The following is a 20,646-nucleotide window of genomic DNA, read 5'->3' on the forward strand; positions in this document are numbered from 1 at the left end:
TGTGCCTTTCTCGGGGCGGGCGTCAGAGCAGGGGGAACGCGAGGGGGCTCACGCGTCGAACACGATCATCGGCTTGCCGATGGCTCCGCCCGCGAACTCGCGGTAGGCCCGCTCGCCCTCGCTCAGGGGATAGCGCGTGCTGATGAGCGCGTCGAGGTCCACGCGGTTGTCGACCATGAACCGCGCGATGTCGATCTGCTCCGCCTTCGTGAAGGTCCACGAGCCGTAGATCGTGAGCACCTTGCGGATCACCTCACCGCGGATGTCGATGCGGCTCGGCGCACCGTTGCCGATGTAGCTGCACTTCCCGAAGTAGGAGAGCACCTCGAGCGCCTGCTGGCGCGCGACCTCCGCTCCCGATGTCTCGAGGGATGCCGTTGCGCCCCTACCGCCGGTGACCTCCGCGACCGCGGCGACGACGTCGGTCTGCAACGGGTTGATCGTCACGTCGGCACCGAGTTCGCGGGCGAAGTCGAGCCGCTCGTCAGAGATGTCGACCGCGATCACGCGCGCGCCCATCGCCTTCGCGCTGACGACGCCGCTGACGCCGACCGGCCCCTGGCCGAAGACGGCGACGGTGTCCCTCCCCGAGATGTCCATCTTCTTCAGGCCGTTCCACGCCGTGCCGGTGCCGCAGGCGATCGCCGCGCCCGCCTCGAAGGAGAGCTCCTCGGGAAGGTGCACGAGCGTCCTCGCGGGCACCGAGATGAACTCGGCGTGTCCGCCGTGGGCGCCGGTGCCGTACGTCACCCGGTCGTTCGGGCATGCCTGCTCGAATCCCATCGCGCAGACCTCGCAGAATCCGCACCCCGCGTAGTGGTGGACCATCACCCGGTCACCCACGCGCAGCCCCGGGGGGACCCCGGGTCCGAGCTCGACGACCTCGCCGGCCGGTTCGTGGCCGGGGATGATCCCCTTGCTGCCGGCTTCGTCCCGGTACCGCGGCAGATCGCTGCCGCAGACGCCGGACGCCCGCACTCGGACGACGGCCTCGCCGGCACCAGCCTGGGGATCCGGGAAGTCCCGGACCTCCACCGCTTCGCCGCCGGTGAACACCAGACCCTTCATCGGTTCCTCCTCAGACGCATCCCGTCAACGCCCCGCCCGCCGGTCATGCGTGGGCCGCGAACGTCGTCGTGACCGACTTCTCGCGGGTGTAGCTGATGATCTCCTCGAGGCACGACTCCTTGCCCAGGCCGCTGAGCTTGAAACCGCCGACGGGGATGCCGCGGTCCTTGCGTCCCGACTCGTTGATCCAGACGAAGCCGGCATCCACCTTCGACACGATGCGGTTCGCCCGCCCCAGGTCGTTCGTCCAGATGCGCGCGGTGAGGCCGAATTCCGTGGCGTTGATCTGCTCGATCATCTCGTCCTCGTCGCTCCAGCGGCACACCGCCATGACCGGGCCGAAGACCTCGTTGTGGAACAGGCGCATCTCCGGCGTGACACCGTCGAAGACGGTCGGCGCGATGAAGTAGCCCTCGTCCCGACCCTCCGGGCGGCCGCCGCCGAAGATCAGGCGCGCGCCATCCTCCTTGGCCTGCTCGATGTGCGTGAGCACCCGGTCGAAGTGGGCCTCGAAGGCGACGGGGCCCATCTCGGTCCCCTCCTCCCGCGGGTCGCCGATCTCGATGCCGCGGACGATCTGCTCGAGCTCCGCGACGAACTCCTCGGCGATGCTCTCGTGCACGAACACGCGCGAGTTCGACTGGCACGACTGCCCCATGGTCTTGCGCATGTTCATGCCGTTGATCGCTTCGCGGGCGGCGAGCTTCGGGTCCATGTCCTCGCAGATGATCATGGGATTCTTGCCGCCGAGCTCCAGCGTCACGTGCTTGATGTGCTCGGCACCCGCGCGCATGACCGCCTGGCCGGCGGGGACGCTGCCGATGAACCCGATGCGAGGGATCTTCGGGTGCGACGAGATGGCGTGGCCGACCTCGATGCCGGTTCCGGTGAGCACGTTGAGCACGCCGGCGGGGAACAGATCGCCCACGAGCTCCGCCAGGGCGAGCGGCCCGAGCGGTGCCTGGTCGGGCGCCTTGAGGATCACGGCGTTGCCGGCGGCCAGGGGTGCGGCGACCTTGGCCGCCGCGAAGTTGAAGGGGTGGTTGAAGGGGATGATCCGCCCGACCACGCCATACGGCTCCCGCAGGGTGTAGGCCAGACCCCCGGCCGGAGCGGGGATCGTGATGCCCTTCACCTCGCCGGCGATGCCCGCGAAGTACTCGATCTCGTCGGCCGCACGCAGGACGTCCCGACGTGCGGCGGAGATCGGGATGCCGGCGTTCTCGACGTCGATCAGGCAGAGCCGCTCCACGTCGTCGCGAATCCGCTTCGCCATCTCGCGGAGCACGCCGGCCCGCGCCGTCCAGGACAGCGCCCGCCACTGGGCGGCCCCTCGCTGCGCGGCGCGGACGGCGTCGTCGACGTCGCCTGCCGTTGCCGCGGTCACTCGCGCGATCTCGCGCCCGGTCGTCGGGTCAAACGTCGCCATCGGCGGGTTTCCGCCGCGCCCATGGGTCCATTCGCCACCCACGTACATCGGTCGTACGTCGGATGCTGACAGATCGGTCATTCCCACTCCTTTGATGAAAGAACTTCGAAATTCGTCGACGCCGGGGCGCGCACGCCTCACGGCAGGGCGATCTCCTGCGAGACCTGTGCACGCGAGCTGTTGCGCGGGTCGAACACGTCGCGGAACCACTCGCCGATGACGTTGACGGACATCACCAGCGCGAAGATCGCGATGCCGGGGATGGTCGCCAGCCACCAGGACGAGCCGATGTAGGCGCGGCCGTCGGACAGCATGCCGCCCCACGTCGCCTCACCGCCGGTCACACCCAGTCCGAGGAACGACAGCGACGCCTCCATGAGGATGATCGCGCCCAGCTCCAGCGAGGAAAGGACCAGGATCGACGGCAGCAGGTTCGGCAGCAGGTGCTTGACGATGATCTTGGTGGGCGAGACGCCGAGGGCCCGCGCCGAGAGGATGTACTCCCGTTCGCGCAGCGACATCGCTTCGCCGCGGATGGGGCGGGCGAAAACCACCCAGGCCACCAGCACCAGCGCGATGATCAGCTTGTCGAGCCCTCCGCCGAGGGCTGCGACCAGGGCGATCGCCAGGATCAGGAATGGGAACGCCAGCCAGATATCGGTGATCCGCATCATGAACGCGTCGAACCGACCCCCGACGTACCCGCTGATCACGCCGATCCCGACGCCCAGCACGACGCCGAAGATGAGCACCACGAACCCGATGATGAGGGTGATGCGCGCACCCCCGATCAGACCCGACAGGATGTCGCGGCCCAGGTGATCGGTGCCGAGCAGGTGACCCTCGCTTCCCGGCGGGGCGAAGCGGTTGGACAGGTTCTGCGCGCCGTAGTCGTAGGGGGTGATCCACTGACCGAAGATGCCCACGAACAGGAACACGAGCATGATGAGCATCGGCACCGCCACGAAGATCGGCGGGCGGGCACGCTTGCGCTTGGCGAGCCGCGTCGTGACCACGCCCGTTGCCGGGCCGCGTGCATCGAACTCGGTGCGCGGAACGTAGATGGATGATGTCATTTCTCTCTCCGATTCCGCTTCACTTCGCGTACTGCACGCGCGGATCGAGCCACCCTTGGGCGACGTCGGCGAGCAGGTTGCAGAGGATCACCATGATCGTGGCGACGAGCACGGCACCCTGGACCACCGGGTAGTCGCGGGCGCTGATCGCCTCGACCAGGAGCGCTCCGAGCCCGGGCCAGCTGAACACGACCTCGATGACGAGGGTGCCGCCGAGCAGGGTGCCGAGCTTCGAGCCGAAGACGATCACCGTCGTCGGCAGAGCGTTGCGCAGCATGTGCATGATGACCCTGCCGTCGGAGATGCCGCGGGCGCGCAGCGCGTCGACGAAGTCCTGGTTCTTGACCTCCAGCAGGCTGGCGCGCAGAAGCCGGGTGAGCATCGCCGCCGCGGACGTGCCGAGGGTGATCGCCGGCAGCACCAGGTGCCGGAGGTTCGACCAGACGGCATCCGGGGATCCCGCGATGATCGAATCCACGATGGGCAGGTAGGTCACGACCGGCACGTTGTACGAGGACCCCATGATCCCCCCGGTGGGGAAGATCGGAAAGGCGACGCACAGCAGCAGGATCAGCATGATCCCCTGCCAGAACGTGGGCATCGAGACCCCGAACATGCTGCCGACGGTGCCGAGGCGGTCCCAGACGCTGTTCTGCTTCAGCGCGGAGATGAGCGCGAGCGGCAGTGCGATCAGCACGGCCACGATCATTCCCGCGATCGTCAGCTGCAGCGTCGCGCCGAGCCCTTCCACCAGCGCCGTCGACACCGGGATGCGCTGGGTGATCGAGATGCCGAGGTCACCCCGGATGGCTTGGAGGATGAAGGTCGCGTACTGCAGCGGCAGAGGCTGGTCCAGTCCCATCTCCGCACGCAGGAGCGCCCGCTGCTCCGCAGTGGCCCCCTCCTCCGCCGCCAGGAGATCGACCGGATCCCCTGGCAGCACGCGCACGAGGAGGAACACCATGATGGATGCGCCGAACAGAACCAGCAGCGCCTGTGCGACTCTGCGTCCGATGAAGCCGATCATGCCGCCGTCACTCCTTCAACTCGACGCCGGTGACGTTGTACTGCCCGATCGGCGAGGGGACGAAGCCCTTTACCGACGTGGAGACGCCGTAGATCTGGTCGGGGTTGACGATGGGAACCCACGGGGAGTCATCCATCAGCATCTCGATGAGCGGCTCGTAGTACTCGTTCGCCGCGTCCATGTCGGGGACGTGACTGAACGCGGTGTCGATGAGCCGGTCGACCTCGGGGGAGGTGTAGCCGGTGAACACCTGCGACTCGCGCGTCGAGCTGTGGAAGTGCTGACGCCAGATCTCGTCGCAGGTGCCGCGACCGGCACCCCAGCTGGCCAGGTACAGCTCGCTGTCCCCCGCGTTGATGCGGGCGAGGTAGGCGCCGTCCTCCATCGAGTTGACGTTGACCTTCAGCCCGGCCGCGCGCAGCTGGCCGGCGATCGCCTCGGCGACGTACTTCTCGCTCTCGACGGTGTCGAGCGTCACGGGGGGAAGCTCGCTGAGGACCTTCGATGCCTTCTCGGGGTCGAAGTCGTAGCCCTCGAAGTCGGGGTTGTAGCAGTTCATGTTCTGGAACGCCGGCTGGTTCAGCGGCTCCGCTCCGCCCTCGAAGACCGCCTCGGCGATCTCCTTCTGGTTGACCGCGTGCTGCATCGCCTGGCGGACGCTCTTGTCGGCGAACTGACCGCGCTCGACCTGCATCCCCAGGTGCCAGACCTCGGTGCCCGAGGCGGAGACGGCCTCGGTGCTGCCGAACAGCGTCGCGGCCAGGTCCGCGGGCACGTTGCCGATGATGTGCGCCTCGCCCGACTGCAGCGCCGCGATGCGGCTCGCCGTCTCGGGGATGACCTTGATCACGAGGCGCTCGACTTTGGCCACCTCGCCGAAGTAGTCCTCGTTGCGCTCCAGGATGATGCCGCGTCCCGGATTGTCGCTGACGAAGACGAACGGGCCGGTGCCGATCGGGCTCTTCGCGAACTGCTCCGGACCGACCTCCTCCATATAGCCGGGCGCGGCCATCTCGATGTAGGCGAGCGCGAGGGGGAAGGCCCCGTCGCGCTGCGTGGTGTGGAAGTTGACGGTGTGCTCGTCGACGACCTCGACGCTGTCGAGGGTGACCACGAGAGAACGCCGCGGCGACGCCGTGTCGGGGTCGAGGATGCGGTCGAAGTTGTACTTCACCGCGGCGGCGTCGAAGACCTCACCGTTGGTGAAGGTGACGTCGTCCCGCAGCTTCACCTGCCAGGTGGTGTCCGACACCATCTCCCACTCGGTGGCGAGAGCGGGGATGACCTGCAGGTCGTTGTCGAGCTCCATAAGGGGGGTCATGATCTGCCGCACGACGTACTGCGTCGCCCGCCCTCGGAAAGCGGCCGGGTCGAACGTCTGCACCGCTTCCGTCTGGGCGATGACCAGCTCCGTGCCCTGCACCGACCCGGAGGCCTGGCCCGATCCGCCCGCACAGGAGGTGAGCACCAGCGCGAGGCCGGCCAGGCCCACGGCGATCGCCCGCGCCGGCGTGCGGGTCATCCTGGAGCGTCGTTGCTTCTGGGGATTCACTGTCTTACCTTCCGTTCTCAACCCGAAGTCGCGATCGTCGCGGATCGGGCTCGGGATGCGCGTTGATGAGCTCTTGCGTGTACTCCGCGGTGGGCGAGGTGAGCACTCTGCTCGCATCGCCCTGCTCGACGACCTGCCCGTTGCGCATCACGCAGACGTCGTCGCAGAACTGCTCCACCACAGCGAGGTCATGCGACACCATGAGGTATGTCATGCCGAGCTCTCGCTGCAGGTCCTGGAGGAGCGTGAGGATCTGCGCCTGGATCGACACGTCGAGCGCCGAGACCGGCTCGTCGAGGATGAGCAGCTTCGGCGCCACGGCCAGCGCGCGGGCAATCGCGATGCGCTGGCGCTGACCACCGGAGAACTCGTGGGGGAACTTCTCGGCGGCAGAGCCGGGCAGCCCGCACATCTCCAGCAGCTCCGCGACCCGGGCGCGGCGTTGCGCCGCATCACCGAGCCCGTGCGTCAGCATGCCCTCCGCGACGAGCGATCCTACGCGCCACCGCGGGTTCAGCGAGGAGCCCGGATCCTGGAACACGATCTGGATGTCGCGCGTCACCTGGGCGGCGTCCTTGCGCGAGAGCTTGACGATGTCCTTGCCGTGCCAGAGGATCTGCCCGCTGTCCGGGGTCAGCAGCCGGCACACCATGCGGGCCGTCGTCGACTTGCCCGACCCGGATTCGCCGATCAGGCCCATCGTCGTCCCCTCACGCACCGAGAGCGAGACATCGTTCACCGCGTGGACGGCCGACTTCTTGGCGAAGAGGCCACCCGCTCGGAACACCTTGTCGAGGTTGCGGACGTCGAGTGCGATGGTCATCGGAGTACCTCTTCTGCCAGGAGCGACCGCTGCGGGAGCGGGTTGAAGCAGCGCACGATGCTTGCACCGACCTGCTCCGCTTGCGGCAGCTGCTGGTGGCACACGGGTGTCGCCGAGGCGCAGCGGTTCGCGAACGGGCAGGCCCGCGCCTCGCCGACGACGGGCACTGCCTGCCCAGGAATCGGGCGCAGCGCGGACTTCTGTCCGCGCTTGGGCAGCGTGTCGAGCAGCGCCTTGGTGTAGGGATGCCGCGGCTCGTCGAAGAGGTCGAAGATCCCGGCCTTCTCGGCGACGATGCCGCCGTAGAGCACGACCACGCGGTCGCAGGTCTGCGCCACGACCCCGAGGTCATGCGTGATGAGGACGACGGCGGCATTGCGGTCGCGGCAGACCTTCTGCAGCAGCTCGAGGATGCGCTTCTGCACGGTCACGTCAAGGGCGCTCGTCGGCTCGTCGGCGATGATGATGTCGGGGTCGCCGATCAGCGCGACCGCGATCGCGACGCGCTGGCGCATGCCGCCGGAGAGCTGGTGAGGGTAGGCGTCGAGCCGGGACTTCGCGTCGCGGATCTGGACCTCCTCGAGGATCTCGAGGGCGCGCTGGCGCGCTTGGGCCTTCGTCGCCTGGGGATTCGCCGCGCGGTACGCCTCGACGAGCTGGTACCCGACCGTGTACACCGGGTCCAATGCCGTCAGCGCATCCTGGAAGATGTAGCCGATGCGGCGGCCACGCACCTTGCGCATGTGGGAGCGGGATGCCTCCACGAGGTTGTGTCCGTCGAACTCGATGCGCCCCGAGACCTTGGCGTTCTTGGCGAGCAACCCCACGATGGCCTTCGCGGTCGCGCTCTTGCCGGCGCCGGACTCGCCGACGACGCCGAGGAACTCCCCCTTGCGCAGCTCGAACGATGTGTCGACGACCGCATTGACCGCGCCGAACTGCACCCGGAGCCCCTCGACTCGGAGGATCGTCTCGGATCCGCCTTGCTGAGTCGGTAACTTCATCGTTTCCACTCCCATCGTCAGGAATGCAGGCTGCGCCATCGCCCGAGAGCCCGACCGACCTACTAGATATAAAGTATAGAATACTGGATGTGCGGGTCGCCGCATGTTTTATTTCGGCGACCCGCCTCCAGGTTTCAGTCGAGGTCCGCGAGTGCGGGCTCGACGGGTGCTGCCAGCAGGTCCGAGAGCGCGGCGGCGGGCGTGTCCGGGCCCGCCGTCAGCACGAAGTCCTCGATCGCTGCCAGTCGTTCATCGGTGACGAGGCCGCCCACCAGGCCGCGGAACTTCGTCCTGACGCCCTCCCCGTCGAAGTCGCGATCCTGCGGCGGCGTGGTCTGCAACGTCCGCGTCGAGCCGTCCGTGAGGCGGATCTCGACATCGGTGACGAAGCGCCGGGCACGCCCGAGCTCGTCGATGCGCGGATCATGGACCACGTCGATGCGGCGCATGAGGTCCCAGATCTCCGGTCGGGCGAGCGAGGCCCCGGAGAACTGCTCGACGTAGGCCGCGCCGTCCAGCAGCGCGACAGCCGTCGCGAAACGCAGGTTCATCTGGGCGCTGAGCGGCGCGCCAGGCGGCTCCATCTCCCACGCTGTGCGGCGGGCGACGCTCTCACTCACGCCGATGCGGATGCTCTGCACATCCTCTGCCCGCAGGCCTGCAGCGCGCTGCTCGACCATTGCATCGATCGTCGAGTGCAGCATGATGAGGCATGCGTGCCGCTTGATGCCGATGGTCTTGAGGATCCACTCCTCACCGAGCCCGTCGGTGAGCTTGGTGAAGTCCGCCTCGCCGGCGTCGCCCAGGATCGCCGCAGCGAGCCCTCCGTAGGGATGCTCGATGACCGACTCCGTGCCGACGAAACCCCGGCTCGCCAGTGCGGCACCCACCAGACCCGACTGCGCGGCCATGCCGTGGTGCATGCGCTTGACCATCGATTTGTACTGCGCCGACATGAGGCCGCTGGCCCGCGTCACCGAGTTGCCGATGGCGCTTTCCATCTGCGCGGCATCCAGCCCGAAGACCGAGCCTGCCGCGACAGCGGAAGCGGCCGTGCCGTACACCGACCCGGTGTGCCAGCCGATGGTGCTCAGCCGTCCGCCGCCCATGGCCATGCCCACGCGGGGCCCGACCTCGTAGCCGACGGTGAAGGCGCGCAGCAGGTCGCCGATCGTGGCATCCGGATGCACATCCGCCGCCGCCATCGCCGCCGTGACGACCACTGACGAGGAGTGCAGCGCCCCGTGGGCGTGGAAGTCGTCGAGCTCGAAGCCCTGCACGAACGTGCCGTTGAGCAGCGCGGCGCTGGAGGGCGAGACGCTCTTGCCCCACCCCCACAGCGTCGCGCCGGTGCCCGAGTCGACGATGGCGAGGGCCTCGACCGCCTTGCGCGCCCACGGAAGCTTGGCGCCCACCAGCCCGCAGGCGATGCCGTCCAGCAGCAGCAACCGCGTGCGCTCGAGCACATCCGTCGGGATCTGGGCATACTCGAGGCCCGAGGCGAACTCCGCCACAGCGCGGGTGACCCGCACGTCGGCGGCGAGGGTCGTCATCGCCCTGCCTCGGTGGCCGCATGCGCACCGGCGCGGCCACCGAACACCACGTTGCGGGTCATGCCGCTGGTGGAGGGGTAGTTGTGGTAGAACATGCCGACGATGTCGCCGTTGGCGTAGAGACCCTTGATCGGCTTCTGCGAGGTGTTGAGCACCTGGCCGTCTGCGTTCGTCTTGACGCCGCCGAAGCTGAAGGTGATCGCTCCGGTGACGGCGTAGGCGAGGAAGGGGCCCTTCTCGATCGGCAGCGCCCAGTTGCTGTGGGGCGGCACCAGGCCCTGCGCATTGCGGCCGTCTTCGACCGTCGGGTCGTAGGTGACTGCGACGTTGACGGAGTCGTTGTACTCCGACACGGTGCGCTCCAGCGCAACGGGGTCGATACCGATCTTCTCGGCGAGCTCCGCGATCGAGTCGGCCTGGTAGGGCGTCGCCGAGCGGTACGCGTCGGGGAACAGCGCCGTGGCCTGCTGGTCGTAGATCTGGTACGCGATGCCGTCGGGCTGACGCGACACGGCCCAGCCGGTCTTGGCGTACGTGTACGTGCGGTGGCGCTCGGACTCGTCGAAGAACCGCTCGCCGTTCGTGTTCACGGAGATGCCGTAGGGGTACGCGTAGCGGTTGACCTTGTTGTCGACCTCGACGTTGGGAGCGCTCGCGTCGATGGGCGAGGCGTGACCGCCCTGCCACTGCCCGGACGTGTCCGCACCCAGCTGGACGGCCATGTCCAGCACCTCGCCGGTGTTGTGCCGGCTGCCGCGCACCTTCATGAGGTCCGAGCCAGGGGGCAGGTAGCGGGCGCGACGCTCGGCGCTGGCCTGGAAGCCACCGCTGGCGAGGATGACCGCCTTCGCCTCGATCTCGGTGCGACCATCGGGGCCGTCGACGACGACGCCGTGCACCCGGTTGGAGTCGCCGAGGATGCCGGAGACGCGGGTGCCCGTGCGCAGCTCGATGCCGAGTTCGTCGCCGATCTTGATCCACTGCTCGACGAGGCCGAGGCCGCCGCCGACCGGGCCGAGAACGGTGCCCGGGGGGAACTCGAGGATGCCGTCGCGGTCGACCGGCGTCTGCCAGGCCAGCCACTTGTGGCCGAGCTCGGTCATCCAGTCGATGGCGTCGCGGGAGTCCTCGACCAGGGTGCGGGCGAGCTCCGGGTCCATCAGACCCTTGGTGACGCGGTTGAGGTCGCTCGCGAAGTCTTCCTTCGTGTACGGGCGCACCTTGAAGCGGCCCTTGAGCTCCTCCTGCTGATCGGAGTTGAGCAGCTCGAAGAGGTCGTCCGTGCCGTCATGCACGACGCGGAAGCCCATCTTCGAGAATCGGCAGTTGCCACCCACTTCGTCGCGCGGCGCCTTCTCGATGACCAGCACCCGCTCTGCGCCGGCATGACTGGCGGCGACCGCCGCCGCATACCCTGCACTGGCTCCGCCGACGACGACGACGTCGTACTTCTCACTCATTTCGCCTCCATGGTGGTCGACTTCGTCGATCGACCGCTGCCCTGAATGTACCGTATATAGAAAGGATTGTATAGATTATACGGAGACGTTTCAGAAGTGTCGTCAGTCGCCCTTGAGGCGTGAGAGGCGTTCCTTATAGGCGTCCTGGACGTGCGCGCCCACGAGCTTGCCGGCCTCGGCGGCATCACCCTTCTCTATGGCGGCGACGATCTCGTCGTGAGCGTGGAGGAACTCCGTGACGGAATCGCCACTGTCCCATTGGCTCTGCGAGGTCGGGATCACCGTCTTCCACAGCGGCCCTACGACGCGATCGGCGATGTACGGGGCTCCCGCGCGCATGAGCGCGAGGTGGAACTCCCGGTTCAGCCGAGAGAGCCGTTCGGCGCCCTGCCCCGCCGCGACGGCGGCCTTGAGTTCTTCGTGCTTGCGCTTCACGTCCGCAAGCGCACTCGCGTCGCTGCGTTCGACGGCGAGCTCCGCGAGCAGCTTCTCGACCTCGATACGGAAGCGGTACAGGGCGTACAGGTCTTCCTCGGGCATGGTGTTGACCGTCGCACCGCGGTGAGGCGAGTAGCTGACGTGCCCCTCCGCCTCCAACTGCCGCAGCGCCTCGCGCACGGGCGTGGCGCTGACGCCGTAGCGGGCACTGATGTCCCCTTGCCGGATCTGCGCCCCGGGCTCGATCGCCCCGTCGACGAGCTCCTGCCTCAGGCGCTGCAGAACATATTCCGCTTTGCTCAGCGGCCTCTCGAAAGACTCCGCCCGTCCGGCCCCAGCCTCGGGTTCGCGTGTACTCATCCGCACAATTTACCCCACGTATAGAATGCAGATATTATCTATACTCTATATCTTCTTGGAGGAGCATCATGACCGTGCACCTGACCGTCGACGAGGGCGTCGCCTGGGTCACCCTCGACCGCCCCGAGGCCCTGAACGCCCTCGACGCTCCTACTCGCGCGGAGCTGCGCACCATCTACAGACGCATCTCGGACGACAGCGAGATCCGGGTCGCCGTTCTGACGGGTGCCGGCGACAGGTCGTTCTCCACCGGCGCGGATCTCAAGTCCGCACCGGCGAGCGCCGACAGCCTCGTCGTCCAGGAGTTCGGAGGGCGCAGCGACCACCTGCTGGCCGATTTCCCGGTGGACAAGCCGACCATCTGCGCGATCAACGGCTACGCGCTGGGCGGCGGGCTCGAGATCGCCCTGCGTGCGGACATCCGCATCGCCTCGGCGAACGCGAGCTTCGGACTGCCGGAAGCGCGCATCGGCAGCATCCCCGGCAGCGCCGGCACGCAGCTGCTCCCCCGCGTCGTGGGCGTTCCGAACGCGATGAAGATGATCCTCACCGGTGAGCGCATCGACGCCGAGGAGGCACTGCGCATCGGCCTGGTCCAAGAGGTCGTCCCCTTCGAACGCCTGCAGGAGCGCGCCTCGGAGCTCGCCCGGGCCATCGCCGGCAACGCCCCGCTTGCGATCTCCGCCGTGAAGAAGCTCGTCACCATGTCTCAGGAGGTCCCCCTCGAAGCCGGCATCGCTGCGGAGCGCTATGCGTTCGGCCTGCTCCGCGACACCGAGGACCGTGCCGAAGGGCGCCGCGCATTCGCCGAGAAGCGCACCCCCCGTTTCGTGGGCCGCTGACGCGCTCGATCGCGCACTGTAGAGGCGCATCCCGCCCTCCGCGCAAGGGGCCACATCGTCGACCTATGTGGATAGAGTGAAGGCTCCCTATCGAGGAAGATGCGGATGGACGGATCGATCGACCAGCCCAGCGCGGACCAGCGGCCACTCAGCAAGGCGGAATACGTCTTCCAGCGTCTGCGGAAGGAGTTGCGCGACGGCACCATCCCTCCGGGCGCGCAGATCCGCCAGACCGACGTCAGCTCGCGCTATGGCGTGAGTGCGACCCCCGTTCGGGAGGCGCTGCGTCGGCTCGAATCGGAAGGAATGGTCGACTACTCCCCCCACCGTGGGGCGACGGTCACCGAAATGCCCACGCATGACGTGCGCGACCTGTACCTCTTCCGTGCGGAGGTCGAGGGGTTCCTCGCCCGACTGGCCAGCGAACGCGCCGACGCGGCGTCGCTGAGCGCGCTGCGCGCCACTCACGACCAGATGCGCGGACTCGTCCGCGAGGGAGCCGACGCGACCGAGCTCTCCCGGGCCAACCGCGAGTTCCACCTCGCCGTGATGCGCGCCGGGTCGCCCTACCTGGCCGACCACGTGATGCGGCCGATCTGGGAGAAGGCGATTCCGAGCTCGGCGAGCATGTGGGACAACGCCGAACGCGTGGAGCAGTTCCTGCAGGAACACGAGGCCGTGCTGGCCGCGCTGGAGGCAGGCCGCGGCGATGAAGCCGCACGCCTGATGGCCGAGCATGTCCGCGTCGCGCTGGGTGAGCGAGCGGCACGGAACAGCGACTCGTCCCCGCAGTGACCTCCTCGCTCCCCGACAGGGGCAGCACGGCCGACGACGCCGCATCCGCCTGCGCGCTGAGCGCGTACGGCGCGGATCCGTCGCGAGGCTGACCCGACAACACTCGACGGCACCAGTGCCCCGTCCGCCCCTGATGCACCCCGCGTCATCGGCAGGCGGGGCACTGCGCGTGCCACGCCTGTGCGCCCGTCCCACCACCCACGGGCCTGGACGGCGCTGGAAGCCACGAGCCGCGGCCGCATCCTTTGCGCTTCGATTCCATTGTGTATTATATAGATTATATCGACTCAGTGAAGAGGAGCACGCGATGACCACGACCACGCCGCCTGCGGGCGCGCTGGAAGGCCTGCGCATCCTCGACCTGGGCGGAGAGATCGCGAACTACTGCGGCCGGCTGTTCGCCCAGCTCGGGGCCGACGTCATCCTCGTCGAACCTCCGTCGGGCTCGAGCTACCGCACCGCGCCCCCGCTGGCCGGTTCGGGCGCCAGCCTGCGCTTCGCCTATGACAACGCGGACAAGAGGTCGATCCGCATGGACGTCGCGACGAGCGGGGGGCGCTCCGCTTTCGCACGCCTCGTCGCCTCGGCCGATCTCCTGCTCGACGACAGGACGCAGCACGACCTCGGGGCCGCGGGTTTCACCTACGACGCGCTCGGGGAGTTGTTCCCCACCCTGACGACGACGGTCATCACCCCCTTCGGGCTGAGCGGTCCGTATGCGCACTACCGGGCGACGGATGCCACGTGCATGGCGTTCGGGGGCATGCTCTGGCTGGGGGGCTACGGGGACGGTCCGCCGGTGCAGCCGGCCGGACACCAGTCGTTCCGCGCCGGAAGCCTGTTCGGCGCGGTCGCATCGATGTCCGCGCTCCTCGCGGAGGGGGACGCACGGGGCGAGCTCATCGACGTGTCGGTGCAGGAGTGCGTCTCGCTCGGCCTCGAGAACGCGATCCAGTTCTACGACCTCGAAGGGCACGTGCGACGCCGCCACGGCGGCACGCAGAAGCAGGCGGGGTTCGGCGTGTTCCCGTGCGCCGACGGATTCGTCTTCCTCATCGCCGCTGGCATCGGCGGCAACAGGTTCTGGCCGAACTTCGTCGGGTGGATGGCATCCGAAGGCGTCGCCGACGCGCAGATCCTGCAGCAGGAGCGCTGGGGAGAACGCGGCTTCGTGGAGAGCACCGAAGCGAAGGAGCTGTTCTGGACGATCTTCACCGGATACTCCTCGCTGCACTCCAAGGATGAGCTGCTGCGCGCGGCGATCGAGTGGAACGTGCCCCTCTCCCCCGTGATGACCATGTCGGAAGTGCACCGTTCTGAGCAGCTGCGGGCGCGGGAGTTCTTCGCCCCGACGGCGATCGACGAGGCCCACGCCGACGCGCCGGGTGCCCCCTACCGACTGGACGGCACGCCCTGGCAGCACCGACGGCCGGCCCCGCGGCCCGGCGAGCACACCGAGCAGATCCTGGCGGAGGTCGGCTTCTCCGCCTCGGCCGTCGACGATCTGCGCCGGGAGGGAGGCATCGCATGAGACGTCCACTGACGGGCGTGCGCGTCATCGACTTCAGCTGGGTCGGTGCCGGGTCGTACGCGACGAAGATCCTGGCCGATCTCGGCGCCGAGGTCATCAAGATCGAGAGCACGAAGAAGGTCGACGGCATCCGCCTGAGCCCGCCGTTCGCCGGCGGACAGAGCGGGGTGAACCGCAGCGGCTATTTCGCCGACCGCAACACCAGCAAACGCAGCATGCTGCTCAACCTCAAGGAGCCCGCGGCCGTCGACATCGCGCTGCGGCTGATCGCGCAGGCGGAGCTGGTCTGCAACAACTTCTCTGCCGGCGTGATGGATCGCCTGGGCCTGGGCTACGAAGCGGTGGCACAGGTCAACCCCCGCATCATCTACCTCTCCATGTCGATGAACGGCGACAGCGGACCCGAACGTCACGCCCGCGGGTACGGCGCGATGATGAGTGCCATCACGGGCCTGCACCACTTGAGCGGCATTCCCGGGCTCGCGCCCGCCGGCACCGGCACGAACTATCCGGACCACATCCCCAACCCCGGGCACGCGGCGTTCGCCATGCTGGCGGCGCTGCGCCACAGTCGGCGCACCGGCCGGGGGCAGCGGATCGACATGGCCCAGACCGAGGCCATGCTCGCCACCCTGGGCCCGGAACTGCTGGACTGGACCGTCAACGGCAACGATCGCGATCCGCTGGGCAACAGCGGCGAAGGGCTCTACTGGCAGGACGTGCTGCCCACGGCGGGTGACGACGACTGGATCGCCATCTCCACCCCCACCTCGCGCGAGTGGGACGCGCTGCTGGCGACGCTGGGGCTTGCCGCCGGGTCCTCTCGCGAGCACGCCCTCGGCGACGTCGCGACCGCCGTCGCCGCGCGCGGCAACCGGGAACTCGCCGAGGCGCTGCAGGCGGCGGGCATCCCCGCGGCCCCCGTGCTCTCCCCGCCGGAGGTCATCGCGGATCCGCAGCTGACACACCGGGAGCACTGGCGCATCCTCGACCACCCCGAGATGGGGCGCACCCTCTACAACGGCCAGCCGTTCCGCTTCGCCCGCCACGAGGTGCAGCCGACCAGGCCGGCGCCACTGCTCGGGCAGCACACCGACGAGATCTGCGAACAGCTGCTGGGCCTCAGCCCGCAGGAGATCGCGGATCTGCGCACCACGGACATCCTCAGCTAAGAACGAGCGGGAGAAGGAGAACATGACTCGTACGCGACGCGCGACGGCGATCATCGGCATCGGCCAGACCGACTGGAGCGGAGACTGGAGGCGAGTGCGCGCCGGCGAGAAGCCGGCGGACTCGGTCGGATACGCCGCACAGGCATTCCAGGACGCGCTGCGCGATTCCGGCATCCCCAAGGACGACATCGACGGCCTCATCGTGGGTCCGACGACGGCCTACGAGCGGATGGGCGAGGTCCTCGGCCTCAACGTCCGCTGGGGCGGTCAAGCGGATGCGGTGCAGTCGGTTCTCCAGGCGCAGATGGCCATCGAAGCCGGCTACGCCAAGGTGATCGCGCTGGTGTACGGCAACGACCAGCGCTCTGCCGGCACGCAGTACGGCGGCCCGAGCGCCATGGGCGGACAGTCGTTCCTCTCGTACGTCTACCACTCGCCCTGGGGCATGACCTCGCAGGGTGCGCTGTACGCGCTGACCCTGCGCCGCTATCAGCACGAGCGCGGGCTGTCGGAAGCGGACATGGGGCAGGTCGCCGTCGCGCAGCGCGCGTGGGCGAGCATGAACGAGGCCGCCATCCAGCGCAAGCAGATCACGATCGACGACTACCTGCAGTCGCGGTACGTGTGCGAGCCGCTGCACGTCTTCGACTACTGCCTCGTCAACGATGGCGGTGTCGCGCTCATCATCGCCGACGCGGAGTACGCCGAGCGGATGCGGCCGGACCCGGTCTACATCCTGGGCACCGGCCGGTCGGACCTGAACACCGGCGCGACGAGCCTCGAACCGCGCCTGACCGACTACTACCTCCCGGCGCAGCAGCAGGCGGGGGCGTCGTCGTACGAGATGGCCGGCATCGGGCCGGACGACATGGACGTCATGCTCGCGTACGACAGCTTCTCGGTGCATGTGCCCCTCGCCCTCGAGGGCTACGGCTACTGCGAGGTCGGCGATGTCGCGAAGTTCCTCGCGGAGAAGGGGATCGGGCCCGGCGGCGCGCTGCCGGTGAACACCCACGGCGGTCATCTGTCGGAGTCGTACATGCAGGGCTGGAACCACCAGCTCGAGGCGGTGCGCCAACTGCGCGGCACCGCCGGGGACCGGCAGGTCCCGGGCGCGCAGACCGTTCACTACACCTCCGATGTCGCCGGCAAGTGCATGTCGGTCATCTACGGACGATAGGAGATCCCATGGATATCGCCCCCACCCCCGCACCCGTTCCCCTCGTCCACGACATCCCGTTCTGGGAATCGGTCGAGCAGCAGGACCTGAAGCTGCAGCGCTGCGCCGATTGCGGGCAGTTCCGATACCCGGCGGGCCCAATCTGCGCCCAGTGCAACTCCGAGCAGGTCACCTGGGAGCTGGTGAGCGGCAAGGGCACGATCCTCAGCTGGGTGGTGTTCCACAAGACCTACCTGCCGGCTTACCCCGCGCCCCACACGGTGATCGCCGTCCGGCTCGACGAGGGGCCGATCATCATCAGCAACCTGGAAGGCCCCGAGCCGGAGGGGTCCTGGATCGACGAGCGGGTCTCGCTGCGCTACGCCACCATGCCCGACGGCGTGGTGCTGCCGCGGTTCGAGCTGGACCGCACCGCGTCCTGACTCCGGACGGACGAGAAGGGGGTGGATGCCGCACACGCGGCATCCACCCCCTTCTCTCACTCATTCCGGAAGGGTCAGCCGCACGAGGCCCTGCGCGAGGGCGGACTCTTCGCCGAGGATCATGTCGCGCAGCGCCGCCGCACGCGTCGGGTCGAGGTAGGGCCGCACGCAGTTGTCGTACTTGGCGATGATCTTCGCGGCGGGGAGCATGTGCCCGGGCTCCCGGCCGGACGCGACGGGCGTCGTGTGCTGAAGCGTGCGCCCATCGGTGGTCCGTACGGTCACCGATGCCACGTACCTGTCGGCGACCGACGTGTCGGGGGCGTCGATGTCGGCCACGGTGGTCTTCGCGAGCATCGCGACGGCCTCGTCGGTGCGGTGCGCGCCGTCGGCGAAGTCGGTGAGCGTGACCGTCCCGCTCAGCAGCGCCCGCCCCACGGTGTACTGCACGCTGAACTTCGCATCCAGCTCGCTGCCGGGATTCGGGCGGTCCACGTGGCCTCGCCGTTTCGGGTGCAGGTGAACGAGGACATCCTCGATCTCGTCACTCGTCAGCGGCCCGAGGGCGGCGGCGGACTCGATCGCGGAATGCGTGCTTCCGCAGCAGGGGTACTGCTTGATGATGATGCCAGGGTGCACCAGCGCCCACTCGGTGCCGAGTCCTTCGAGCGCGGCGGCGATGGGCACGGCCTGCGGATCCTTGCGCTCGAACACCCGGGCGTACCCCTGCGGGTGCTCGAAGGCGTTCTCGCGACCCGACGCACCCGCCCGCGCCAGGAGCGTCGCCTGCACACCGGACGCGGCAGCCCGCCCCACCTGCAGCGGCTTGGCGGAGGTGCCGAACGAGGCCTTGATCCCGCTCGAGAAAGCCGCCGCGAGGCTGAGGCTCGCCTGCGTGCGCTCGGCGTCGAGCCCCAGCAGACGCGCCGTGGCCGCCGCGGCGCCGAAGACCCCGATGGTGGCGCTGGGGTGCCAGCCGAGGTCGTAGTGGTCGGGGTTGAGCATCCGCCCGAGCCGCGCAGCCACTTCGACGCCCACCGCGTAGGCGTCGACCACGTCGCCGATCGGTCCGCCGAACCTCTCGGCGACCGCCAGGACGGCGGGGAAGATCACCGCCGTCGGGTGGCCTGCCATATCGCCCTGCGAGTCATCGAAGTCGAGCAGGTGGGCGCTGAAGGAGTTGACGAAGGCGGCATCCGACACCGACGCGCTGCCGCGTCGTCCGATGAGCGGTGAGCGGGCGTCCGACTCGGCCTCGTCGATGAAGGGTGCGACCTGATCGAAGTCCGGGCTCATCCGCGCCCCGATCGTCGTTCCCACCGTGTCGAGGATGGCGAGCCGCGCCACGGTGCGCACCGCGTCGGGGATCACCAGATCATCCGACGCGATCCATCGGGCGAGTCTCGTGAACAGAGGGGCGTCGGTGGGCGTAGCCGCGGCGTGCATGGTCTCCTTTCGCGACGGCGATGCCGCCGTGGTGTCTCGGCTCACTCCGACAGGGCGGAGGTCAGGGCCTGAAGGTCGTTACCGCGCCACGCCTGCTCCAGCGCCTCGTCGACGCGCGACGCGCCGAGGACCGGCAGGGCGAGGGCCCGGAACTTGTCCTCGATATCGGCGTCGCTGAGCGGATTCTCCGGTTCCCCGAGCGGGTGGTGCACCCGCGCGCGCACGACCTCCCCGCCGTGCAGCGTGATCTCCACCTCGGCCGCCCGCTCCCGCGGGTACGCGGACTGGGCCGCCTCGTCGAGGTGGACCGTCACGCGCTGCGCCAGCGCCTGCACGTCCGGGTCACCGAGACGATCCGGCTCGAAGGTGCAGAGATCGACCGTGCCCTGCACGAGGGCGGCGGAGACGGCGAACGGCAGGCTGAACTGCGCCTGCATGACGGTGGTGGGGTCGCGTCTGTCCAGTCGCGCGGCGAGCTCGAACGTGCCGACGCGGATCCGGTCGATCCGGGACAGGTCGTCGCCGACGACGGTGCGCAGCTGCCGCGCCGCGTCGATCGCGCCGTGCAGGTGCCGGCAGCACGGGTAGGGCTTGACGTAGGTGCGCAGCGCGCGCCACGAGGTGCCGAGGCCGCCCAGCAGCGCGTCCGGCTTCCACTGCCCGCGGGCGAACGCGGCGAAGTAGCCGTCCTTCCCCTCGAGGATCGTGTGCGGTCCGAAGATCCCTGCGGCGGCGAGTTCGGCGCACATGACGCCCTCGCGCGCAGCCTTGCCGGTGTGAAGTCGCTTCACCTCGGAACCGTGCGCGTGGTATTCGCGCAGCCCGCCGGCGGAGGATCCGGCCAGGCCCAGCGCGCCGGACATCTGCTCGGGCGACAGACGCAGCAGGCGGCCGACCGCCGCCGTGGCTCCGAACACCCCGGCCGCCGGGGTGTTGTGGAAGCCCGCGCGCAGCACACTCGGGTGGCCCGCCTCGGCGATCCGGGCGGTGACCTCCACGCCGATTACGGCGGCAGCGGCGACGTCATCGATGCTGACGCCCCGCGATTCGCCGGCCGCGAGCACCGCGGGCACGACGCACCCGCCGGGGTGCACGGAGCCGGGGGTGTAACCGTCGTCGAGCTCGAGACCGTGGGCGGCGGCGCCGTTGACGTACGCTGCGGCCGTCGCGGTGAGGCGCGGACCCGCGATGACCGTCGCCGCACGTCCCGGTTCGGCGGTGCGGAAGTGCTCGCGCAGCGTGCGGGAGAGTTCCGTGCGGCTGCCGGCCGTGGCTGCGGCGAGGTAGTCGATGATCATCCGCCGCCCGTGGTGCAGCAGCTCGGGCGGCAGGTCGGTGCCGCTGGCCCACTCGGCGATCGTCCGCGTCGCGGAGGCGCTGGGGTCGTGCGCGGTCACCGGGGGCGTGGGGTGCGCCGATGGCATGGGGCCTCGATTCTGCTCTGTCGCCGCTGACGCGGGCCGAATCT

General features: G+C 68.9%; 18 protein-coding genes. 6 read left to right on the plus strand and 12 right to left on the minus strand.

The features are described 5' to 3' along the window. Positions 1-48 precede the first annotated feature (48 nt). From QNO21_RS14775 to QNO21_RS14820, 10 genes are all read right to left on the minus strand, one after another. The gene (locus QNO21_RS14775) at positions 49-1,068 is read right to left on the minus strand and encodes a zinc-dependent alcohol dehydrogenase family protein (protein ID WP_257518566.1); all 1,020 of its coding nucleotides are present in this window, start codon (positions 1,066-1,068) and stop codon (positions 49-51) included. Between the two features lie 43 nt (positions 1,069-1,111). Continuing rightward, a complete protein-coding gene (locus tag QNO21_RS14780) occupies positions 1,112-2,578 on the minus strand; it encodes an aldehyde dehydrogenase family protein (RefSeq protein WP_257515133.1) in 1,467 nt (488 codons plus the stop codon). Between the two features lie 56 nt (positions 2,579-2,634). Continuing rightward, a complete protein-coding gene (locus tag QNO21_RS14785) occupies positions 2,635-3,573 on the minus strand; it encodes an ABC transporter permease (protein ID WP_257515134.1) in 939 nt (312 codons plus the stop codon). A 19-nt stretch (positions 3,574-3,592) separates the two neighbouring features. Next, a complete protein-coding gene (locus QNO21_RS14790) occupies positions 3,593-4,600 on the minus strand; it encodes an ABC transporter permease (RefSeq protein ID WP_257515452.1) in 1,008 nt (335 codons plus the stop codon). A gap of 7 nt (positions 4,601-4,607) precedes the next feature. After that, positions 4,608-6,122 (minus strand): ABC transporter substrate-binding protein, encoded by a 1,515-nt coding sequence (locus tag QNO21_RS14795; protein WP_257515451.1) that lies wholly within the window; start codon positions 6,120-6,122, stop codon positions 4,608-4,610. A 34-nt stretch (positions 6,123-6,156) separates the two neighbouring features. Further along, a complete protein-coding gene (locus tag QNO21_RS14800; protein ID WP_257515450.1) occupies positions 6,157-6,975 on the minus strand; it encodes an ATP-binding cassette domain-containing protein in 819 nt (272 codons plus the stop codon). Beyond that, positions 6,972-7,979 carry an ABC transporter ATP-binding protein gene (locus tag QNO21_RS14805; protein WP_257515449.1) on the minus strand — a complete coding sequence of 336 codons (1,008 nt, stop codon included), beginning with the start codon at positions 7,977-7,979 and terminating at the stop codon, positions 6,972-6,974. The genes QNO21_RS14800 and QNO21_RS14805 overlap by 4 nt, the downstream gene beginning before the upstream one ends. Positions 7,980-8,113: 134 nt before the next feature. Next, positions 8,114-9,532 carry an MmgE/PrpD family protein gene (locus tag QNO21_RS14810; RefSeq protein ID WP_257515448.1) on the minus strand — a complete coding sequence of 473 codons (1,419 nt, stop codon included), beginning with the start codon at positions 9,530-9,532 and terminating at the stop codon, positions 8,114-8,116. Next, a complete protein-coding gene (gene tcuA / locus QNO21_RS14815) occupies positions 9,529-10,992 on the minus strand; it encodes an FAD-dependent tricarballylate dehydrogenase TcuA (protein ID WP_257515447.1) in 1,464 nt (487 codons plus the stop codon). The genes QNO21_RS14810 and tcuA overlap by 4 nt, the downstream gene beginning before the upstream one ends. Positions 10,993-11,094: 102 nt before the next feature. After that, positions 11,095-11,790, minus strand: a complete 696-nt coding sequence (locus QNO21_RS14820) for a GntR family transcriptional regulator (RefSeq protein ID WP_257515446.1) — start codon at positions 11,788-11,790, stop codon at positions 11,095-11,097. Positions 11,791-11,858: 68 nt separating this feature from the next. On the opposite strand from QNO21_RS14820, the gene QNO21_RS14825 reads away from it, so the two are divergent. The 6 genes from QNO21_RS14825 (at position 11,859) to QNO21_RS14850 (ending at position 17,732) form a co-directional block, all read left to right on the plus strand. Further along, positions 11,859-12,632, plus strand: a complete 774-nt coding sequence (locus QNO21_RS14825) for an enoyl-CoA hydratase/isomerase family protein (protein ID WP_257515445.1) — start codon at positions 11,859-11,861, stop codon at positions 12,630-12,632. A 105-nt stretch (positions 12,633-12,737) separates the two neighbouring features. Continuing rightward, a complete protein-coding gene (locus QNO21_RS14830; RefSeq protein ID WP_257518567.1) occupies positions 12,738-13,427 on the plus strand; it encodes a GntR family transcriptional regulator in 690 nt (229 codons plus the stop codon). 307 nt (positions 13,428-13,734) lie between these two features. Next, complete coding sequence (locus QNO21_RS14835; RefSeq protein WP_257518569.1) at positions 13,735-14,958, plus strand: CaiB/BaiF CoA transferase family protein; 1,224 nt, start codon at positions 13,735-13,737, stop codon at positions 14,956-14,958. After that, positions 14,955-16,130, plus strand: a complete 1,176-nt coding sequence (locus tag QNO21_RS14840) for a CaiB/BaiF CoA transferase family protein (RefSeq protein ID WP_257518570.1) — start codon at positions 14,955-14,957, stop codon at positions 16,128-16,130. The genes QNO21_RS14835 and QNO21_RS14840 overlap by 4 nt, the downstream gene beginning before the upstream one ends. Before the next feature lie 22 nt (positions 16,131-16,152). After that, entirely contained in the window at positions 16,153-17,310 is a 1,158-nt protein-coding gene (locus QNO21_RS14845; RefSeq protein ID WP_257518576.1) for a thiolase family protein, read from the plus strand. An 8-nt stretch (positions 17,311-17,318) separates the two neighbouring features. Beyond that, the gene (locus QNO21_RS14850) at positions 17,319-17,732 is read left to right on the plus strand and encodes a Zn-ribbon domain-containing OB-fold protein (protein ID WP_257518577.1); all 414 of its coding nucleotides are present in this window, start codon (positions 17,319-17,321) and stop codon (positions 17,730-17,732) included. Between the two features lie 60 nt (positions 17,733-17,792). Here the strand turns inward: QNO21_RS14850 and QNO21_RS14855 are convergent, their stop codons facing one another. Then, a complete protein-coding gene (locus tag QNO21_RS14855; RefSeq protein ID WP_257518578.1) occupies positions 17,793-19,178 on the minus strand; it encodes an MmgE/PrpD family protein in 1,386 nt (461 codons plus the stop codon). A 41-nt stretch (positions 19,179-19,219) separates the two neighbouring features. Continuing rightward, the gene (locus QNO21_RS14860) at positions 19,220-20,602 is read right to left on the minus strand and encodes an MmgE/PrpD family protein (RefSeq protein WP_257518579.1); all 1,383 of its coding nucleotides are present in this window, start codon (positions 20,600-20,602) and stop codon (positions 19,220-19,222) included. Positions 20,603-20,646 lie beyond the last annotated feature (44 nt).

It is taken from the genome of Microbacterium sp. zg-Y818, assembly GCF_030246905.1.
Lineage (GTDB): Bacteria > Actinomycetota > Actinomycetes > Actinomycetales > Microbacteriaceae > Microbacterium.

What these genes read in the sequence shown, in the direction of transcription:
- QNO21_RS14780 (WP_257515133.1), bottom strand. Translation starts at nt 2,578, where the DNA reads ATGACCGATCTGTCAGCATCCGACGTACGACCGATGTACGTGGGTGGC.
- QNO21_RS14840 (WP_257518570.1), top strand. Translation starts at nt 14,955, where the DNA reads ATGAGACGTCCACTGACGGGCGTGCGCGTCATCGACTTCAGCTGGGTC.
- QNO21_RS14830 (WP_257518567.1), top strand. Translation starts at nt 12,738, where the DNA reads ATGGACGGATCGATCGACCAGCCCAGCGCGGACCAGCGGCCACTCAGC.
- QNO21_RS14850 (WP_257518577.1), top strand. Translation starts at nt 17,319, where the DNA reads ATGGATATCGCCCCCACCCCCGCACCCGTTCCCCTCGTCCACGACATC.
- QNO21_RS14785 (WP_257515134.1), bottom strand. Translation starts at nt 3,573, where the DNA reads ATGACATCATCCATCTACGTTCCGCGCACCGAGTTCGATGCACGCGGC.
- tcuA (WP_257515447.1), bottom strand. Translation starts at nt 10,992, where the DNA reads ATGAGTGAGAAGTACGACGTCGTCGTCGTCGGCGGAGCCAGTGCAGGG.
- QNO21_RS14800 (WP_257515450.1), bottom strand. Translation starts at nt 6,975, where the DNA reads ATGACCATCGCACTCGACGTCCGCAACCTCGACAAGGTGTTCCGAGCG.
- QNO21_RS14860 (WP_257518579.1), bottom strand. Translation starts at nt 20,602, where the DNA reads ATGCCATCGGCGCACCCCACGCCCCCGGTGACCGCGCACGACCCCAGC.
- QNO21_RS14810 (WP_257515448.1), bottom strand. Translation starts at nt 9,532, where the DNA reads ATGACGACCCTCGCCGCCGACGTGCGGGTCACCCGCGCTGTGGCGGAG.
- QNO21_RS14855 (WP_257518578.1), bottom strand. Translation starts at nt 19,178, where the DNA reads ATGCACGCCGCGGCTACGCCCACCGACGCCCCTCTGTTCACGAGACTC.
- QNO21_RS14790 (WP_257515452.1), bottom strand. Translation starts at nt 4,600, where the DNA reads ATGATCGGCTTCATCGGACGCAGAGTCGCACAGGCGCTGCTGGTTCTG.
- QNO21_RS14835 (WP_257518569.1), top strand. Translation starts at nt 13,735, where the DNA reads ATGACCACGACCACGCCGCCTGCGGGCGCGCTGGAAGGCCTGCGCATC.
- QNO21_RS14820 (WP_257515446.1), bottom strand. Translation starts at nt 11,790, where the DNA reads ATGAGTACACGCGAACCCGAGGCTGGGGCCGGACGGGCGGAGTCTTTC.
- QNO21_RS14845 (WP_257518576.1), top strand. Translation starts at nt 16,153, where the DNA reads ATGACTCGTACGCGACGCGCGACGGCGATCATCGGCATCGGCCAGACC.
- QNO21_RS14795 (WP_257515451.1), bottom strand. Translation starts at nt 6,122, where the DNA reads ATGACCCGCACGCCGGCGCGGGCGATCGCCGTGGGCCTGGCCGGCCTC.
- QNO21_RS14805 (WP_257515449.1), bottom strand. Translation starts at nt 7,979, where the DNA reads ATGAAGTTACCGACTCAGCAAGGCGGATCCGAGACGATCCTCCGAGTC.
- QNO21_RS14775 (WP_257518566.1), bottom strand. Translation starts at nt 1,068, where the DNA reads ATGAAGGGTCTGGTGTTCACCGGCGGCGAAGCGGTGGAGGTCCGGGAC.
- QNO21_RS14825 (WP_257515445.1), top strand. Translation starts at nt 11,859, where the DNA reads ATGACCGTGCACCTGACCGTCGACGAGGGCGTCGCCTGGGTCACCCTC.